The 17,689-nt window shown below is 53.7% G+C and carries 14 protein-coding genes; 1 reads left to right on the forward strand and 13 read right to left on the reverse strand.

Going from position 1 to position 17,689, the window contains the following annotated elements:
• Positions 1-101 precede the first annotated feature (101 nt).
• The 4 genes from rnr to lipB form a co-directional block, all read right to left on the reverse strand.
• Entirely contained in the window at positions 102-2,585 is a 2,484-nt protein-coding gene (gene rnr, locus CRO74_RS24765; RefSeq protein ID WP_097129895.1) for a ribonuclease R, read from the reverse strand.
• A gap of 205 nt (positions 2,586-2,790) precedes the next feature.
• Positions 2,791-3,528 carry a 3'-5' exonuclease gene (locus CRO74_RS24770; RefSeq protein WP_097129897.1) on the reverse strand — a complete coding sequence of 246 codons (738 nt, stop codon included), beginning with the start codon at positions 3,526-3,528 and terminating at the stop codon, positions 2,791-2,793.
• Positions 3,529-3,579: 51 nt separating this feature from the next.
• Positions 3,580-3,984: a hypothetical protein gene (locus CRO74_RS24775; RefSeq protein ID WP_097129899.1), complete on the reverse strand. Its 405-nt coding sequence runs from the start codon at positions 3,982-3,984 to the stop codon at positions 3,580-3,582.
• An 82-nt stretch (positions 3,985-4,066) separates the two neighbouring features.
• Positions 4,067-4,804 carry a lipoyl(octanoyl) transferase LipB gene (gene lipB, locus CRO74_RS24780; protein ID WP_097129986.1) on the reverse strand — a complete coding sequence of 246 codons (738 nt, stop codon included), beginning with the start codon at positions 4,802-4,804 and terminating at the stop codon, positions 4,067-4,069.
• 101 nt (positions 4,805-4,905) lie between these two features.
• Here lipB and CRO74_RS24785 point away from each other — a divergent pair, with 101 nt between their 5' ends.
• Complete coding sequence (locus tag CRO74_RS24785; protein ID WP_097129901.1) at positions 4,906-5,259, forward strand: YraN family protein; 354 nt, start codon at positions 4,906-4,908, stop codon at positions 5,257-5,259.
• Between the two features lie 79 nt (positions 5,260-5,338).
• On the opposite strand, the gene CRO74_RS24790 is transcribed toward CRO74_RS24785, so the two are convergent.
• From CRO74_RS24790 to CRO74_RS24825, 9 genes are all read right to left on the reverse strand, one after another.
• Entirely contained in the window at positions 5,339-5,833 is a 495-nt protein-coding gene (locus tag CRO74_RS24790) for a hypothetical protein (protein ID WP_097129903.1), read from the reverse strand.
• A 42-nt stretch (positions 5,834-5,875) separates the two neighbouring features.
• Positions 5,876-7,027: a hypothetical protein gene (locus CRO74_RS24795; RefSeq protein ID WP_097129905.1), complete on the reverse strand. Its 1,152-nt coding sequence runs from the start codon at positions 7,025-7,027 to the stop codon at positions 5,876-5,878.
• 23 nt (positions 7,028-7,050) lie between these two features.
• A complete protein-coding gene (locus CRO74_RS31710) occupies positions 7,051-7,197 on the reverse strand; it encodes a hypothetical protein (protein ID WP_179830294.1) in 147 nt (48 codons plus the stop codon).
• Positions 7,198-7,274: 77 nt separating this feature from the next.
• Positions 7,275-8,837 (reverse strand): SUMF1/EgtB/PvdO family nonheme iron enzyme, encoded by a 1,563-nt coding sequence (locus tag CRO74_RS24800; RefSeq protein ID WP_097129907.1) that lies wholly within the window; start codon positions 8,835-8,837, stop codon positions 7,275-7,277.
• A 39-nt stretch (positions 8,838-8,876) separates the two neighbouring features.
• Positions 8,877-10,430, reverse strand: coding sequence for an SUMF1/EgtB/PvdO family nonheme iron enzyme (locus CRO74_RS24805; RefSeq protein WP_097129909.1), 1,554 nt, complete (start codon positions 10,428-10,430; stop codon positions 8,877-8,879).
• A 5-nt stretch (positions 10,431-10,435) separates the two neighbouring features.
• Positions 10,436-10,861: a hypothetical protein gene (locus CRO74_RS24810; protein ID WP_097129911.1), complete on the reverse strand. Its 426-nt coding sequence runs from the start codon at positions 10,859-10,861 to the stop codon at positions 10,436-10,438.
• Between the two features lie 51 nt (positions 10,862-10,912).
• Positions 10,913-11,374 (reverse strand): hypothetical protein, encoded by a 462-nt coding sequence (locus tag CRO74_RS24815; RefSeq protein WP_097129913.1) that lies wholly within the window; start codon positions 11,372-11,374, stop codon positions 10,913-10,915.
• Positions 11,358-16,670, reverse strand: a complete 5,313-nt coding sequence (locus tag CRO74_RS24820) for a hypothetical protein (RefSeq protein WP_097129916.1) — start codon at positions 16,668-16,670, stop codon at positions 11,358-11,360. Before CRO74_RS24820 ends, CRO74_RS24815 begins: the two co-directional genes overlap by 17 nt.
• 12 nt (positions 16,671-16,682) lie before the next feature.
• On the reverse strand, positions 16,683-17,687 hold the full coding sequence (locus CRO74_RS24825) for a hypothetical protein (RefSeq protein ID WP_097129918.1): 1,005 nt from the start codon (positions 17,685-17,687) through the stop codon (positions 16,683-16,685).
• Between the last annotated feature and the right edge of the window lie 2 nt (positions 17,688-17,689).

Genomic DNA, 17,689 nt, shown 5'->3' on the forward strand with positions numbered 1-17,689 from the left:
TTTGGGAGTGCAAATATAGCAGATTACACCACTAAAACGCAAGTTGTTTTCGAAACAACTGGCAGGGATTACGCCATTATTTAGCGTAATCCCCGCAAACACTAGCGCCGTCCGCGTCCTCCGCGCCGGTTTTCACCTTTCGCAGCTACGCTTTCTTTGCCTCGTCCACCGCCCGAGCGGGACGACGATGCCCCACGCGAACTACCTGACCGGCTGCTGTCGCTGCGGACCGACCGACGACCGGAGCCCGCATCGGTAGCCCGACCGGCACTGTCGCTGACGAGCGCGAAGTCCATGCTTCGGCGGGCGAGGTTGGTTTCTTTCACCCGTACCACCACGGCATCGCCAAAGGTGTACATCTTTTTGGTACGGCTGCCAATGATGCGGTAGTTGTCCCGGTCGAATTCGTAGAAGTCGTCGCTCAGGTCCTGCATACGCACGAGACCCTCGCAACTGTTCTCGGTGATTTCTACGAAGATACCGAACTCCGTAACGCCTGAGATGACACCCTCAAACACCTGATCGGGAGCCATCCGGCTCATGAACTCAACCTGTTTGTACTTGATGCTGGCCCGTTCCGCATCGGAAGCCATTTTCTCCCGTTCCGACGAATGCCGACATTTCTCTTCGTATTCGTCGCGATCGGCGGGTTTGCCTTTGTCCAGGTAATGCTGCAACAGGCGGTGCGCCATCATGTCGGGATAACGACGGATGGGAGAGGTGAAGTGCGAATACCGTTTAAAGGCCAACCCGAAGTGTCCCAGGTCTTCGGTGCTGTACCGCGCCTTCGACATGGTTCGTACGGCCAGTTGCTGTAGCATATTGGCTTCCGGCTTGCCCTCGATGCTCGCCATAAACCGGTTCATGGAGTTTGACAGATGCTCATCGTCGACGTTGAGTTTGTACCCCAACTTCCGGGCGAAATCCGAGAAACTGCGCAATTTATCCTCGGCCGGGGATTCGTGTACCCGGTAAACCATCGTGTTCTCTTCACCGCCTTTGTTGCGTTTCGAGAGTGAGTGCACAAACTCGGCCACCCGTTTGTTCGCCAGCAGCATAAACTCTTCGATGAGCTTGTTCGTGTCCTGCCGAATCTTCGGGTAAACGGCCAGCGGAACGCCATTCTCGTCGAGCCGGAAACGCACCTCAACCGTTTCAAAGTTGATCGCTCCGTTTTTAAAACGCTCGTCGCGGAGTTTGTAGGCCAGCTCGTTCAGCAGGCGCAGCTCTTCTATGTAGTCGCCACTGTTGCTGTTGAGAATATCCTGTGCTTCTTCGTAGGCGAATCGGCGGTTGGAGTGGATGGCTGTTCGACCAAACCATTCATTCGCGATTTTGGCGTCGGGCGTCATCTCGAAAACGGCCGAGAAAGTCAGTTTGTCTTCGTTGGGACGCAGCGAGCACAGTCCGTTCGACAGTTTTTCTGGAAGCATGGGCACCACCCGATCAACGAGATAAACGGACGTTGCCCGTTTGAAGGCTTCTTCTTCCAGCTTCGAACCGGGTAGCACATAGTGGGTTACATCGGCGATGTGAATGCCAATTTCAAAGTTGCCATTATCAAGTATTTGTACCGACAGGGCATCATCGAAATCTTTAGCGTCAATGGGGTCGATGGTGAAGGTCGTCACATCCCGCATGTCGCGCCGTTTAGCCAGATCCTTTTTCAGAATTTTGGTCGGGATGGCTTCGGCTTCTTTCTCCACCTCGGCGGGGAAGTGAATGGGCAGGCCGAATTCTGCCAGAATCGCGTGCATTTCAGTGTTGTTCTGACCAGCCACGCCCAGTACCGTGATCACCTCGCCTTCAAACCGCTGTTTGCTGCTATTGGGGTCGGGGAATTTCGTCAGGCGAACAATGACCTTCTCGTTATCATTGGCACCACCGAGTTTTTCTTTCGGGATGAAAATGTCATCGTAGATTTTCTTGCTGTCGGGCACTACGAATCCGTAGGTTGGCCAGACTTCAATGCGGCCCACCAGTTCTGTACGGCCCCGCTCCACGATGCTGGCCACTTTGCCTTCAATCCGGCGTCGGGTGGCATTACGGCCTCCATTGCGGGAGTCTTGAAGGCGCACCACGCGTACGCGGTCACCATCGACAGCCCCGGCGAGGTCGTCCGACGATACCCAAATATCATCATCGCGGTCGCGGACTGTGCCAGCGGCTGTATCGGGAATAACGAAGGCAAAGCGCGAGTTCACGTGGTCGACAACGCCTTCAATAATGTTGGCGTCGGCATCTGCGCGGTAGCTACCGTCGGGCTGGCGCACAATTGTGCCTTCGTCGGTAAGTTCACCAATGAGGCCGTGCATGATAAGTTTCATGCGCCGGTCGCTGGTGTCGAAATGCTCGAGAACCTGCTCCTGCGTAAACGATTGTTGGTCGTTAATCTGGAAAAACGCCATAATGTCGTTTTTCATCTCGTCCAGAAACGAGTCGGCCTGCTGAATAGGACGACCGTGGCTTTTGCCTGATTTTTCTACCCCTTTTTCGCGTGGGCGTGCGGTGTTGGACTGCCGACCGGTCGGTTGGCTGGCGGCATCCTTTGTATAGTTAGTTTGTTTCGGTTTTCCGTTTCTCATGTTACTTGCCGGACGTTATTGGCCCGACTAAAAATTATGGACTGCTGTTGCAGTTATTCGTTATAAAGTTGTTGGTCATTGAGTTCCTGTCGTTTGGGTTAGGGCTATCAATGTCGAGAGGAGTAAGGCTAAAACTCAAACGGCACTTTATTGTTGAGTGGATTCACTATCAACTAATAACGGATAACCAATCCCTAAAGGCAACTTAGTCACTCATAACAATGTGCTCGTCGGCCACGAGCGGGGCACCCACCATCTTCAGGTAAACCTGCACCAGCATCACCATCGAGTCGCGGGCGTACTTTTCAATACGGGGCCAGTCGTGTTCGCGGTAATACACCTCGCTGGTGCGGTCGCCGGTCCATTCGAGGGGGCGGGTGGGTACATTGAGAACGGCAGCCAGCAAATCGAGGGGCACAAAATGCCGTTTATCGCCAAACTGCCAGTACTCAAGCGTGTCGCGGTGGGGAATATCCCAGGGTTTCTTGCCGGAAATCTGCAGGGCCGGTGGTAGTGGAAGTCCATTGGCCATCAGCCGCCGACACAGATATGGGAAGTCAAATTCCTTGCCATTGTGTGCGCAAAGGGTCAGTTCGCCGGGTGGGTACCGGTTCACGATGGCCAGAAACTCCGTTAGCAGCGGAACTTCGTCGTCATTGCTCAGCAACTTGACCTTCAGGTGGGGTTTGTCGTCGTCATCGAAAAACAGCCCACCTACCCCAATGCAGATGATCTTGCCAAATTCGGCAAAGAACGAGGCCCTCCGGTCGTACCAGCCTGCGGCCGAAAGTTCATCATCATTTTTAAAATACCGGCTTTTCTCTTCCCACTGCCGCTGCAAACGGGGATCGACCGATAGGAGCGATGGCTCTCCCGCCACCGTTTTAAGGTCGATAAACAAGAAGTTTTTAAGACGACGTTTCCAGGAGACGGGTTGAGGCATAGGGTATTTTGAGTAGCGCGGGTAGTGGGTAACGCAGCCTGTCCGCGTTACTTAAGCGTGCAGAATTCCCTCCAGACCCAGCGCGGGGATAGTTACAAGATTTTCTTCGACAATGCTGTCGGGCACGAAGATGAATTTCTTGTCGAAAATCTGCTCGTCAATGAAATAGCTGACCCAGTATTCATTGTTCAGGTGAAATACGTCGGGCATGATCGTTTCGACAACCTCATGGGCACCGGGCATCACTTCGACGAAAAAATGCCGTAAGGTCGACGTTTTCTGCTCTTCATCATTCTTAAGCCCGTATCCTTTCGAGGTAACGAAGACTGTTTTAATCGGCACGTCGTTTTGATTAATCAGAAACACCTGCCAGTCATACCCTCCAAGGACATTCTCTTTACGGGCAATTACTATCTGTACGCCCTCAACGGGCAAAAAATTAATGTCTTTTTTCATTGTCAAGGTTTAGATAAAAGCAAGGCTGTAAAGATGATTCCGGGTCATGTCCGGGCATCGGGCCACGTCTTGTATCGCGATCTCACTGAGTAACCGGTTCCATGTCAAACAGCGTAAACAGATGCTGTTGTACTTTGTCTGACACCTCGTCCAGCGGCACCTCATGACCCAACTCAAGCGCGAGTGAGGTAACGGCTTTGTCGGTGATGCCACAGGGGACAATATGGTTAAAATAACTCAAATCTGTATTAACGTTCAGGGCGAAACCGTGCATCGTTACCCAACGGCTTGCCTTAACGCCCAATGCGCAGATTTTTCGGGGGTTGATTCCGCCCACATCGAGCCAGACGCCCGTGAGCCGTTCGGCCCCAGCGCCTTCGATTCTGCCTGCCTGCAAACCATAATCTGCCAGCGTCAGAATGATGCTTTCTTCCAGCAGCCGCATGTAACGATGAATGTCCGTGAAGAAATTATCCAGATCCAGAATTGGGTAACCCACCAACTGGCCGGGACCATGGTAGGTGATATCGCCCCCGCGCCGAATCTTGAAAAGCGATGCGCCAAACTCCGAAGCCAGCCGGGTTTCATCGACCAGAAGGTTTTCCTCATGCCCACTCGTGCCAATGGTATATACGTGTGGGTGTTCGCAGAAGAGCAGGTAATTGGCAGTCGGTTGCTGTTCATCCGGGGAAACGGCACGGTTCGCCAATTTCTGATCGACGATGGTGGCGAACAGACGTTCCTGTTCATCCCAGGCTTCCTGATACGCGATGGAGCCTAATTTACGAACGTCAACTTGTTTATTAATAACCCTATTCATTGCTTTACGTAGGAACCAGCCTTTCATAAGGCAACTTCCTTATATTAACAATCAGACGGGCCTGTTTCGTTCGATTTTGTCTCCGTAACCTACTTAAACTGATGGCACAGCACAATGAAACCGGCAAACAGGGTGAAGCGGAAGCCGCCCGTTACCTGCGCGAAAAAGGCTATGAAATTATGGCCCAAAACTACCGCTACCAACATGCGGAGATTGACCTGATCGCCAAAAAAGGGAAAATAATGGTCTTTGCCGAAGTCAAAACCCGAACGAATGTCAGTTACGGGAATCCGGAGGAGTTTGTGTCCTATACGAAGGCTAAACTGATTATGAAAGCGGCTGAACACTACATATTCGCTCACGGCTGGTTTCATGATGTTCGGTTCGACATCATTGCTATTACCCTTGTGAATAACGAGCCTCAGGTGAAACACATTGAAGATGCATTCGCCTGAACCTGACTACGTGTATACACATCCAGCATTATGGCTTGGAAGGCGAGAAGCCGGGTTATGTGCTTACCTGCCCGTTTCACTACCGCCTTTTAAGTCGATACGATACCCCCTCTTCCGATTCGAGCATTAGTTCACCTTTCTGGAGCGTCGCCTTTACAATACTATTTACAGGGATTGTCTGTTCCACAAACTGTCGGCTACTTTTCAGTAAGGGCGGTGTATCGATACTATACGTGCCATGTCGGGTAACATCGGTGTTAAGTTTGCCCTGCATGGTGGCGATCACTTTACCGGTATTGTCCTTTAAACGTAGTTGGCTGCCTGCAATTTCCAGGTAAACCGGTGAAGCCTGTTCCTGATGGTACTGAATCCAGTCGCATAGGTTATGTATCCGGGTAGGCTGAAAGTGCGCACCCTCGTCATCCAGATGGTTCCAGTCGTAGGTGTCGCCCGTTGATGTGTTGGTAATGCGCCATTGCCCATCCATAGGGTTTTCGCTTCGGCACTGGCCAAACAAGCCAATGACACCTGAAAAGAATAACAGGCTCGTAGTCCTGAGTATCGTTTTTTGCATCGGTGCGTTTGGGCGTATGGTTGTCGAATCCATCGAGACTAGTTAGAATTTAGGGGGCGTTGTTAGTTTTTGGCGCTTTTGTTCGCAGCTGTCGATCTGTTTCTGAACCGCATTCTTGTTTTCCGGCTTCAGTTGGCTGTATTGCCTGAAACGATCTAAGGCTGCCTGGTACTGAACAATTGCTTCTTGGACCTTCCCATTATCTTCAAGTTTTTTGGCTTTATGGAAAGCCGTCATCCCCGTCTCCCGATACCATTCGGCGGGCTGACCTGCCTTTGTTTTTGAATTTGGTGTCCTGTTATTGTTATCCACTTGTGGCGGTCCCGAATCGGCTGATGGCGGCAAGGGCTCGCGCGACGTTGAGTCTGCTTCGACGGTTTCGGGCGTGGTTTGTATTGAATCTACCAAAGCAGGAAGTGGCCTTTCGGCAACAGGAGTAGAATCGACTGGGAGCACCCGGAGCGTGTCGGGCATAGCCTGGGTGGTATCCTGAGCAACCGGCTCATCGGTCGGAAACGGGAGCCAACCCTGATAAACGGCCCATACCAAGCCCGCCATCAGGCCCGTTATCAGGGCAATGCCTAGTCTGGCCCATAACGGATTCGGGATTGGCGGAATTGGCGGGGGCGGTGTTTCACGTACGCCCTGGGTCCATACCAGGCCAACCGGGTGCAAAAACGATTGGGTTATCAAAACATCCCACTGCTCGTTATTATCCCGGTACGCTTTAATCACCGATTCGGCTACACTGGAGCGGGTAGGGTCGGCCAGAATAAGCGCACCGACGGGGAGTTGCAGAGTTTGGTCATTTGGGGCAATAGGTTGCAGTTGGTTGTTGTGTAGATAACAAAACTGAAAATTCCCCAGACTTATCAGCACGGCCTTTCCGTCGGTACTGGCCCAGAACAGCCCCACACCCTCAGTAATCTCATCGTCTGAAAAAGGGCAGGGCGAGCCTTTTGTTTGCTCGTAGCCTTGCCGAAACCAGCTCAGAAAACCGTCGAGGGCTTGTTGAAACTGTTCCATTGTGGGCGCTTCGGGGGTGCTGAGCAACGGAGCCAGGCGGGTGAGTAAATCGGTTGCTTTTCGACCCGTTGCCCCCGCCAAAGCGGTATGTGTCTGGGTGGGGGCTGCCTGTTGAAACGCTGTGTTGGGCCCCGATTGTGTATGTAGATGGTAGGTATAGGTAATCATTTTAATGGCTGTACAATCGGTGGCTACTTTGCTCGCTTCGGTTTTTTTGTGGGTTGACGAGCCCTTGTTGGCAACGTGCTAGGTTGGAGGGCTTCGGCAACTTTCTGCATCACGTCCAGAATCTCCGGCGGGGTGTGCCCATTCTTGTTGGGGTAAACGGTCATTTTCATTTATTTGGGGATTTTTTCTAAAGCGAGACACGGGCCGACAATCTCATCAGGCTGACACAAAAAACGCGTAGTACCATTTACTGAGCCCGGGAGACGACCCGGAAGCCAACGTGGTAGTTTTGGTACGAGGGAGTGATGCTAAGGCGATCCTGAACCCGAACGGACTGAGGGAAAATGGCCCAACTGCCCCCTCGAAACACACGGGTCAACCCGGTAGTGGGGCCGACCGGACTACTTTGGCTACTGCTGCTGTAAGTGCCATACCAGTCGGCACACCACTCCCATACATTTCCACTCATGTCATACAGGCCAAGGGCGTTTGCCCGGAAAGTGCCCACTGGTATAGTTTCACCTCGGTAATTGCCCGCTTTCGAGTAGGGTTTTTTATAGGTCTCACGCCCATCAAAGTTCGCTTCGGCGGGGTCAAGTACATCACGTCCGTTACCAAAGCGGGTACGGGTGCCTGCCCCGCCCCCTGCTGCATACTCCCACTCGGCTTCGGTGGGTAGGCGATAGTTGCCACCCGTGCGGGCGTTGAGCTTTTCAAGAAACTCCTGCACATCATTCCACGATACCTGCTCCACCGGGCAATCAGGGCAGTCTTTGAAATGCGAGGGGTTGTTGCTCATGATAGCTTCCCACTGCCGTTGGGTTACTTCGTACTTGCCCATCAGAAAGCCACTGACCGTTACGGTATGCACGGGTTTTTCGTCCTTATCCCCCTCGTTCCGCGTATCGCCCATCTGGAAGGTGCCTTCGGGGATGTAGACCATCTGGGCAAAGGGCAGGTCGAGGTATTGGCGGTTTTTCGGGGCGGGGGGCGGGGGCATATCGGGAGTAGTTGACTGGCTTTGGATCAGAACAAACTCATGGTCCAGTTCGTCGACACAGCCGGGTACCTGCGGCTCTTTAAACTTCGCTGTGGCTGTTTGCAGGCTCTGCCGGGTGGCTTTGAAAATCTGGTTCAGCGTCAGGTTCGGCGTTTCTATGTACTTCAGCAGTTCCTGCGTAAAATAACTATTGCGCCCCTGTAGGTTTTCGCGGGCGGGTTTGCCTGAGCGCGTCGCAAACATGGTGAAGGTGCCGGCCGGGTTGTTGGCGGGCAAAACCATGCCACTGGTAAGCCCCCCTTTGCCAATGGCCAGATTGCGGCAGGCATCCGACACCACAATGCTCGTTTTAACCCCGGCGGCCTCCATAGCCTTGTACACACTAGAAAGGGAAATGCCGTAGGTTTGTACATCGGCATTATCTTCAACAATGGGCACGTCGACCGGAATCATGTAGTTCTGCTCATCGTAAATGCCGCCATGCCCGGAGTAATAGACAAAAGCCACTTCGTACCCCTTTAGCCGGGTGGCGAGGGCTTTGATCTGAGTGTCAAGATTCCGGCGGTCGAGGTCTTTCTGGAATACCACAGCCGTGAAGCCGAGCCGTTCCAGGGCGGCTTTCATATCGTCGGCATCGTTGTAGGTTTTGCGCAGGTCATATTGGTCGACTGCATAGTTTTGGTTGGCAAAAATGACGGCCGCTCGTTTGTGGGGCCCTGTGGGTAGTGGTTGTACGATCAGCGTTTTGTCCTGGGCTAGCACGGGCTGCCAGAGCATCATGAGCAGCAAACAGTATAGAATGGATTTCATGTATGAGGTGAGTTAAAAAGAATGGAACCATACACTGCTTTATTGAGCCTCGGAGACGACCCGGAAGCCGCTGTAGGAGTTTCGAGTCGAGGGAGTGCCGAAATTGCGCACTGGGCCCCGAAACTGTGGGTTGCTGAGCCAACAGCCCCCGCGTAATACGCGACCACGCTTGGTGGCCGCTGGGCCGGTTGGGTTGTGTTGGCTTCTGTGGCTGTAATCAGCATACCAGTCTGCGCACCACTCATATACGTTGCCGGTCATATCGTGCAAGCCCAGTGCATTCGCCCGGAAGCTGCCCACTGGTACGACTTTTCTTCGCCACTCACCCACCACCGAGTAGGTTTCTTTATAAGCCTCCCTCGCGTCGAAATTTGCTTCGGCTGGGTCGAGCACATCGCGTCCATTGCCAAAGCGGGTGCGGGTGCCCGAGCCACCCCCGGCGGCATACTCCCACTCGGCTTCGGTGGGCAGGCGGTAGGTGCCCCCGGTGCGGGCATTGAGCTGTTGCAGGAACGCCTGCACGTCGTCCCAGGATACCTGCTCCACCGGGCAATCGGGGCAATCTTTGAAATACGAGGGGTTGTTGCCCATGACGGCTTCCCACTGCCGTTGGGTGACTTCATACTTGCCCATCAGAAAGCTACTGACTGTTACGGTGTGTACGGGTTTTTCGTCCTTGTCACCCTCACGTCGTGTGTCGCCCATCTGGAAGGTGCCTCCGGGGATGTAGACCATCTGGGCAAAGGGCAGGTCGAGGTATTGGCGGGTTTTCGGGCCGGGGGGCGGTGGTGTGTCGTCTATTTTCTGGATTAACACAAACTCATCATCGAGTTCGTTGGCAATGCCGGGCTCCTGCGGGCGGGGGAAGTGGGCCGTAGCGGCTTTAACGCCCTGCCGGGTGCGGTAATAAATCTGGTTCAGCGTTAGGTTGGGCGTTTCGAGGTGTTTGAGCAACTCCTGCGTAAAGTAGCTATTGCGGCCCTGTAGGTTTTCTTTGGCAATGTCGCCCTGTCGGGTGGCAAAGAGGGTGAACGTACCGGCGGGGTTGTTCGCCGGAATCACCATGCCCGGTGCCAGCGTGCTTTTACCCATGCCAAAGCCCCGGCAGGCATCCGACACCACAATGCCCGTTTTTACCTGTGCTTTGGTGAAGGCTTCATACACCCGGTTGAGCGAAATACCGAAGGTCTGCACATCGCGTGCGTCGCTCAGGGGTTCAATATCGGTGGGCAGCAGGAAGTTCTCCTGGCCATAGCTGCCGCCATGACCGGAGTAGTAGAAGAAGGCCACATCGTAGCCCCGCAGGGTCGTTTCGAGCTGAAGCAGTTCGCGGTTCAGAGCCGAGCGGCTCAGGTCGCGGCTGAATACCAGCACCTTGAAGCCGAGCCGCTCCAGGGCAGCTTTCATGTCGTCGGCATCGTTGTAGGTTTTACTGAGGTCCAGCGGGTTGAACCGGTAGTTCTGGTTGGCGATGATGACAGCGGCCCGGCGTTCGGTACCGCTGGGCAGGGTGGTTACTTTCAGGGTTTTGTCCTGTGCTTGTATTGGCATGACCATTGTCAGCCAAAGCAGCAGGGAGAGTACAAGTTTCATGGTGGTTAGGTGGGCCAGTGAGTTAGTCGCTTGGTTTTCAATCGGATATATTTATGTGGGTCGGGGTTTCGGTAACAGGTTAGTATCTGTCCGGAGTCTCCATTTACCACCACGACGATGTTTCGGGCGTTAATTTTTCGGCAAAGCGCAGCGGGCAGCTTCTTTTCGCCGAGTACATAGAAAATAAGCCCCTGTTTATGATACGTTTCACCGTAGGCCAGGGCCAACGCCAATTGCTCTTTACCAATACTTCGTTGTGAAGCCCTCTCCAACGAGTGATGCGTGTGCCTAAACTGGTATTGTTGTGTTTGGCGGGTGGTCAGGTCTTGTATGTCAACGATTATATTAAACAGGTTATCCATGGCGTCAATTGGTTTTAGCGTGTCTCTTTCGTTAATCGACAGAAACCACCAGAATCCAATCAGCGCCATGGAGTCAATTTGTTAAAAACGTACGGTTGCCCTTATCCGGCCATTCGTTTGCTACTGGTTGTGCTCATACAACTGCATACTCTGCACCATATGGGCCGGTAACCGCACAAGCCGTACCCCCTTTTGTTCGGTTACCGGCAGCGAAAACCCTTGCCCGTTGGCTGCGGCCTTTATGGGATTGTGCTGCAGTTTGGTAAAATCGGGTAGGGCATATCCCATCAGGAATAATTGTTCAAATTGTTTTATATCGCCCTGATTATCAATCTGTAGTTTGTTGCCCTCGTCGGCCCAGGCAAACACGCCCGAGCGCTGTAGGGTATTGAGGAGGGTAGCCAGCGAATCGACCCGGAGCAGCAGGGTTTGCCGCTCGGTATCGAGCTTATTTTCTGCCAGGCTGCGGGCCGGGGGCAACGAGCCCGGCAACGGTCGGCTGAACCAGAGGATCAGGCCTATAACAAATACCAGCAGAATGCCATAATGCAGCACCCGGCTAAGGTCAGTGGTTGGTTTCATTGTGCATCAGGGTTTGAAAACTATCAGACTCAATTACAGCGCGTACCATGTTTCGGAGGGTTTCGCCAGCATCGCCCCATTCTGCCTCTTCCGACGACTCTTTGTAGAACGAAAAATACAACACCATAAACCGGTTGTTGCGGAGGGCTTCGGGGGTTAGGTTGCGCTCGTGAACAGGCTCGCGGCTGATAATGAGCATCAGGTGCTTGTCGCGTTTGCCACCGTTTTTGCGGTCGCCACTGATAGTTCCGGTTTTGGCGTAGAAATGGTATTGCCCGAACTCGGCCCGAATGGGCCGCAACAAGTCCGCGCTTGTACCCGTTTCGGTAGCGTGCTGCATGGCCCGGAAGAGCGTATTGCTGTAAAACTGGCTCAGGTTTGAAGCTCTCTCCCAGCTACTATGTGCGTTCAATGGCTGGTACAGGTTCTGATGGCTTGCCAGCACACTTCCCCGAAACTCCTTGTTGAACGAGAAGAGCGAGGCCGCCATCTCGGCCATTTTGTAGGGCGTAACGTTGATCGGATCGGCACCGGTGGCACACTGCACAATGGCATTGTGCGTATTGTTGCGGTCAATCAGGTACAGATGCGAGGGCTCCGGGAAACTCCAGACCTTGTTAGAACTCATTGAGTTGTCGAACACGGTGCTGTCTAAGCCGCGCGCCAGGTTCTGCCGGGGAATGGCCCGCTGTTGGTTCGCCTTCCGAATGGGCAAATCGTAGTTGAACCATAAGCCCTGCCCCAGCAACGACTGTTGATTACTCCAGTCGATTTGCATGGAGCCGATGTGGTAATCGGTGCCGTTGATGCGAAGCAAGGGGAAATTGCGTTCGGGTTGAGCGGCACGGCCGCGCACCAGAAACACCTCCCGCTCGTGCTGTAGTTGGTCTGGAGTCAGCGAACCCAGATATACCATCATGGAGTTGTAGGTGTTGGTCGATTGTCCGATGTAATAATCCAGATCGTGCGGAGGCAGATTATTATTCCCGATGGTAAACCGGACCGGATCGCCCCCAAACCGGCGCACTTGATAATCGCGGCCGTTTTGTTCCAGAAAACCAGGTTGTACGGTCGGGTTGAGCCCGCCAAATTCCAGGCCTTCCCAATCGAAGCGGTATTGCGACGTAACGGCGCTGTACAGTATGGGCTTAAAGGTTGAAGCGGGTCCGTTGTCCATCCGCATTAGGCATCGGTTACCAAACAGGAGCCGTTCTTCGTTGGTTTGCGCGTTCAGGTAGAGGTCGGTAAGCAGGTCGTTATACCGATTCAGGCGGTTGGGGTCAATGCGCACCGATGCCCCTTTCTGGAAACTGGTGAGCGCCCGCAACTTGCCGTCGCTGCCCAGCACGACCAGGTTCAGCGCTCTGGCCCGTTCGGTTTTGGCATCCCACTTAGCTGCCCTAAAGTAGCGGTCGGCTTCGTCGTACAGTTGTTCGTTCAGGCGGGGGTCGAGGCTGAGGGTTACGCTTTGCTGGCTGGCGGCTTTTTCGTGCTCAAACTTACTTTTGGCGAGGTTGGCAAAATGATAACTCCACAGCAGTTTGTGACCCATCGGGTAAAAGAACTGTTGATGGCCGTTAAGCCAAACGTTTTTAGCCAGATACTGCCGGGGCTGATACTGGAATTGCAATGTGGCCGTTCGGCGTTCGTCGCGGGGCTGAAACTGCACCACATCGTTAGGCCGCAGCACAACGGCATACGCCGATCCACGGGAGTCGTAGAGATCGGGGCCACTTTTGACCACAAAACTGGCCTGATTGGTTTGCCGTTTGCCTTCGTCGCGGCTGGCTAGTACAATAGGAAGCGAGTCGGCACTCCACCCGGCGGGTAGGCTCGTGAGCCGAATGTTGTTGTTGGCAGTTTGGTTAAACAGTCCGGCCATGGCGTTATCCAGGTCAGCATCGGCCTGATGGGTATCGAGGGTATAGCGGTTCTGATTTTGTCGATTGACAAACAAAGCGTCCTGACTTCGTTGCTCCGCGAGCAGATGACCGCGCCAGGCGTTGAGCGTTACGTCAGGACTCGTAACGTTGTAATACAGGCGATTGACGGCAAACTCATACCGATTGTCGTTGCGTCGGCGCAGGTGAACCAAATTTTCCGGTGAATTTTGCCCGGTTGCCAGCCGGACGATATAGGCATCGTAAGCACTTCGGGCAAACCGGTTTGAATCCAGCAGAGCTTTGTTTTGCCGGGGCGATAGGCTACTGGCATCAAACCGTTGAATGAGTTGGTTCGGGCCCCATTGCCGGGCCTGGGGAGTATCGTCCTGAAAGGCCAGAAATTCCCTGTTCAGTTCGTCGAAAGCGTTGGTCAGGCGGGAGATAGTGGCTTCGAGATTAAACTGTTCTTCCGAGAAGCGATGCTCGCGTACCAGCGGAAGCACGAAAATGGCCCCCAGCATAAGGGTACGAATAATGGAGTTGGCGCGTTCCTTGCCGGGTTCTATAAACTCAACCGAACTGGAGGTGAGGCTGGCTCGGTCGCCCCAGATAATGACCCACAGTAAAATCGTGAACGTAAAGAGCCAGGTGAGCCGACTGTTCAGGCTAAGCATCGGGAAATCCTGCCCCAGAAAAACCATGCGGTTCGTGGCGGCCATCCAGACAAAAAAACCGGATGCAAACAACAGGCAAAGCATTCGGACCCGCAACACGCTGAACCGATTAAACGGGGTGTCGGCATCGGTAGTAGCCAGGATGAGTATAATCATCAGGCCGAGCAGAAACGTAATCACAAACTGACTGTGTTCGGCAATCACGTACCGAACCGTTACGAGGTCGCAGATTTGGGTCAGGTACGACGAGCCTTTTTTGAAGCTGGGCAGAATCCGGAAGTAGTGTTGGGGGTTAATGCTCCCTTTTTGGTAAAAATGATTGATCAGCCACTGATTCTGAGCCGCCCGAAGTAGTTCGGAATCTCGGCCAGTACTGAACCGAAACTCCTCATTTTGCATAATTTCGTCGGGTGTTCGGATGAGCACTTCGGCCCGGTAACGGGTGTATACTTTTTTCTGTACCACCTTATTTAGGGCGCCATTACCAATTGCCAGCCCAATTGCCACGACCAGGCAAACCAGCGGCACAGTCCAGCGCGACGGTTTATGCCCAAAAAAAACCGGAACACGGCCCCGCCAGGCCGCCCAGCCTGCATAGACCAACACCCCTCCCGCCAGTAGGTACAAAAAAAGTGGTGTGTACAGAAACAGACAGGAAACCAGATAGGGTGAAAGCCACAGAAACAGGCCCAGTACCACCGCCCATAAAAAGGCCCACACGGTTCGGTTGATCACCTCCTGCTCTGCTGTTACGGTCTTTGGCCGCGGAAAGGTCAGTTCCAGAATGATTTGATAAATCAGCGTGGCCACCAGAAAAATTATACTGAAGCCGGCATCGGACAAACCCAGAAAAGCCAGACACAATAGCCAGTTCAACACCGAAAGCCGGCGATAATCGGGGTCTTTGATGGTGTCGCGGCCCGCATTGACCAACACCCGCAGGTACCAGAATTCCAGCCCGAAATAAACCAGTAACGGGAAGTAAATGGAGCCAATGCGCTCTGCCGACCCTCCGATAAGCTTTAAGCCAATGGCTGGCACGTACAGCCCGAGCCCCACGAGCAGCCAGGGCGACAATGCCTCTCCCGACGGACGGGGCGACAACCGGTTCATCAGATGGCTTCCCCAGGCGGTTATCCGGATGGTTCCAAGTTTCCAGAGAGCCACTAACCCAAAGAAGGCCAGACACGCCCCCGCTCCCTCCCTAAAGGAAGCTAACCCTAGTTTGCTCAGGAAGTTGAACTCGTCGGGGGTGGCGTCTTCGAGGGGCAAAAAAGTAGATGCTCGCCAGAGCAGAATAGAGCGAACCGTCATCAGGGCCAGCACCAACATGTACAGAATGTATTCAGCTTTCGTTTGCCGTTCGTAGGGGGTGAGGAGTAAACAACTCCAAATACTCCCCACAATGAGCAGGGTTAGCAAGAGCATATGCCAGAATTGCAGTGGGTTGGTGGCTTTAAGGTCGCGGATACGAAACAGCCACTGTGTCTGATTCAGGCCGTGGCTCATTCCCCGTGATGGCAAAAGCAGGGTATCGCCAGCCTGGTAGTGCCGAATACCCTGATTCGAGAGGTCGTCCTGATCGTAATTGATCACCCGAAACTGCATGGCCTCCCGGGTGGACCCTGTATGGTAAAATAAATTGGCCGACAGGTGGTTGCGGTTGGCTTCGTTACCAAATAGCGGGAAATAAAACCCCGCCATTTGTTCGCTGCGGGTTACTTCAGTGGCTGAGGAGGTTAAAAAGAGCGACTCCCCGTCATTGTCTAACCGTTTCAGGTATTCCCGATGTGGGCTCCGCGTTACCCATGCCGAGCCGAATGGCCCCCGGTTAGCACTGTAAACCGGCTTCTGACTGCTCCACAAGCCGAAAAAGACCCCTTGCCTGGGCGTCAGTGTTACATCACACGTTACTTGGTTTTGTATGTTAAATTCCTGGTTGTCAATTAATATACGGGCATTGCTCTGCATTAATCGTGTAGAAGGAAAGAGCAGCACCGTATCGCGTTGGGGCATGTCGTCTTCATTAAGGAAAATCCGTTGCCGTAACAAATAGACGCTATCGAGGACCGCCACTAAGTCGCCAATACCGGGCGCATCGGCGCGGGTGCGGGCCAGCATCTTTCCAAGCGAGTACCCCTTTTTCAACGGCATGGGCAACGGCACCTGAAACGGCCCGTAAGTTCGCCCACCCTGAATAACCCGGAATGACGAAGCCGTGTCTACATCGAACTGAAGGCTAAAGTCTAACGCTACCGAATCCAACTCCACCCGTAGTTGGTGCCTAATCGGTTGCGGCAAAAGTGGGTTTTGCAGGCGATAGACCTTTGGCGCAATTTCGGTGTAAATGGGTTCGGCAAACCCACGTCCATGCAACCTGAAATGCCCCGAATCGATCTGATAATCCAGCTGTAATTGCCCCGGCTTATCGTCCCAGAGTGCCGTTTGTGGTCGGTTCTGGTCAATGAGTGTCAGGCGTTGGTCGAAGGCAAAGCCCAACTGCTCAAGAACGTGGTGATCGCTGTTGGTAAAGATGCGTGGGGGTGCATACACATAGCACCACTGCGTCAGAATGGCCGCCACACCTGCCCACAAATAATAACGAAGAAAGCGCGGCTTGTTATAAACACCTGTCTTTCCGAGCTTGATGTCGAACAAAATGTACGTCATCAAAAACAGAATTAACCCCAGAAAAGGCAAGAGGTGAAAGACGTATGATAAAAAGTGAGTTACGGTCATGGCTCAGAACGGTTAAAGATGGGCTGGCGGCAGATAAATGGTTTGCATAAGCGCCCCATTCAGATGCCCCAGGTTCATTTCCTGCAGAATTTCCTGCAAAAACTGGTGCTTTTTGCTGAATGCGTAAGCGCCCTGTTCAAACGGTTTATAGCGGTCGGGCGGCAAATCGCCAACCTGTTTATCGTACCAGATAAGCTGTAGATTAGGCTCGTCGGTGATACGGCTGAGCGAAGGGTCGTGCTTGTAGGCCCGCGCCAGGCTATGCGCGTGCAGGGCCATCTCAACCAATCGCCGACGGATGGTCTGTTTCTGACGCTCATCGGGCTCAATAGGGATTTCGTGCAGGTACTGGTACAAATCGCCATACCGCTCGTAGAACTGCCGCAGATACTGATCCAGCAGCGGGTGCTCCTGGGCTTGATGGTCGGGTATTTCCCGCCCATCGGCAGCCGAGTCCGGCGATTCAGTTGCCAATTCGGACGAGGATTCAGTTGATGGGCTATCAGCCGCAGCGGGCGTTGGGAAATCGTCGGTCAAATCAGTGACCAGGCTCGTTCGTTGGTATTTATACGTCAGCCATAAGCCAGCCAGAACCGTCAGCAGCCCTAGCCCCAGCAGTACCAGCCGGAGTTTCCGATGGTCGGGCTGTGGGGTGGTTGCCTGCAACACGAGTGCGTCGGAGCGTTTCAGGGGTACCGACCTGGCACCCGCCAGATTGTAGAGGTTGCTATCGAGCCGATAAGCCGCCGAATCGGGTAGCCGAAGCCGACCCGACAGCCGGGTGGTGTCGATTCGTAATCGGGCAGAAGGCTGGGCCTCGCGGGTCACGGGCAGCATCGAAACTAACCAGACTTTGCCGGTGCTATCCGTCAGGAAACAAGACCCATTCTGACGCAGCGGCCATTGTGGGGGCGTTGGCGGGGGGGGTGACGCCAACCACCCCAGTAATCCGAAGCAGCAGCCAACAAACAACCATAGCAGATAGCTGAGCCAACCCGGAAATGTTTGTGTCGCCATGC

It is taken from the genome of Spirosoma fluviale (assembly GCF_900230225.1).
Lineage (GTDB): Bacteria > Bacteroidota > Bacteroidia > Cytophagales > Spirosomataceae > Spirosoma > Spirosoma fluviale.

Bases quoted from the DNA above. Each gene is read 5' to 3' on its own strand.
- rnr (WP_097129895.1), bottom strand. From the start codon at position 2,585: ATGAGAAACGGAAAACCGAAACAAACTAACTATACAAAGGATGCCGCC.
- CRO74_RS24770 (WP_097129897.1), bottom strand. From the start codon at position 3,528: ATGCCTCAACCCGTCTCCTGGAAACGTCGTCTTAAAAACTTCTTGTTT.
- CRO74_RS24775 (WP_097129899.1), bottom strand. From the start codon at position 3,984: ATGAAAAAAGACATTAATTTTTTGCCCGTTGAGGGCGTACAGATAGTA.
- lipB (WP_097129986.1), bottom strand. From the start codon at position 4,804: ATGAATAGGGTTATTAATAAACAAGTTGACGTTCGTAAATTAGGCTCC.
- CRO74_RS24785 (WP_097129901.1), top strand. From the start codon at position 4,906: ATGGCACAGCACAATGAAACCGGCAAACAGGGTGAAGCGGAAGCCGCC.
- CRO74_RS24790 (WP_097129903.1), bottom strand. From the start codon at position 5,833: ATGCAAAAAACGATACTCAGGACTACGAGCCTGTTATTCTTTTCAGGT.
- CRO74_RS24795 (WP_097129905.1), bottom strand. From the start codon at position 7,027: ATGATTACCTATACCTACCATCTACATACACAATCGGGGCCCAACACA.
- CRO74_RS31710 (WP_179830294.1), bottom strand. From the start codon at position 7,197: ATGAAAATGACCGTTTACCCCAACAAGAATGGGCACACCCCGCCGGAG.
- CRO74_RS24800 (WP_097129907.1), bottom strand. From the start codon at position 8,837: ATGAAATCCATTCTATACTGTTTGCTGCTCATGATGCTCTGGCAGCCC.
- CRO74_RS24805 (WP_097129909.1), bottom strand. From the start codon at position 10,430: ATGAAACTTGTACTCTCCCTGCTGCTTTGGCTGACAATGGTCATGCCA.
- CRO74_RS24810 (WP_097129911.1), bottom strand. From the start codon at position 10,861: ATGGCGCTGATTGGATTCTGGTGGTTTCTGTCGATTAACGAAAGAGAC.
- CRO74_RS24815 (WP_097129913.1), bottom strand. From the start codon at position 11,374: ATGAAACCAACCACTGACCTTAGCCGGGTGCTGCATTATGGCATTCTG.
- CRO74_RS24820 (WP_097129916.1), bottom strand. From the start codon at position 16,670: ATGACCGTAACTCACTTTTTATCATACGTCTTTCACCTCTTGCCTTTT.
- CRO74_RS24825 (WP_097129918.1), bottom strand. From the start codon at position 17,687: ATGGCGACACAAACATTTCCGGGTTGGCTCAGCTATCTGCTATGGTTG.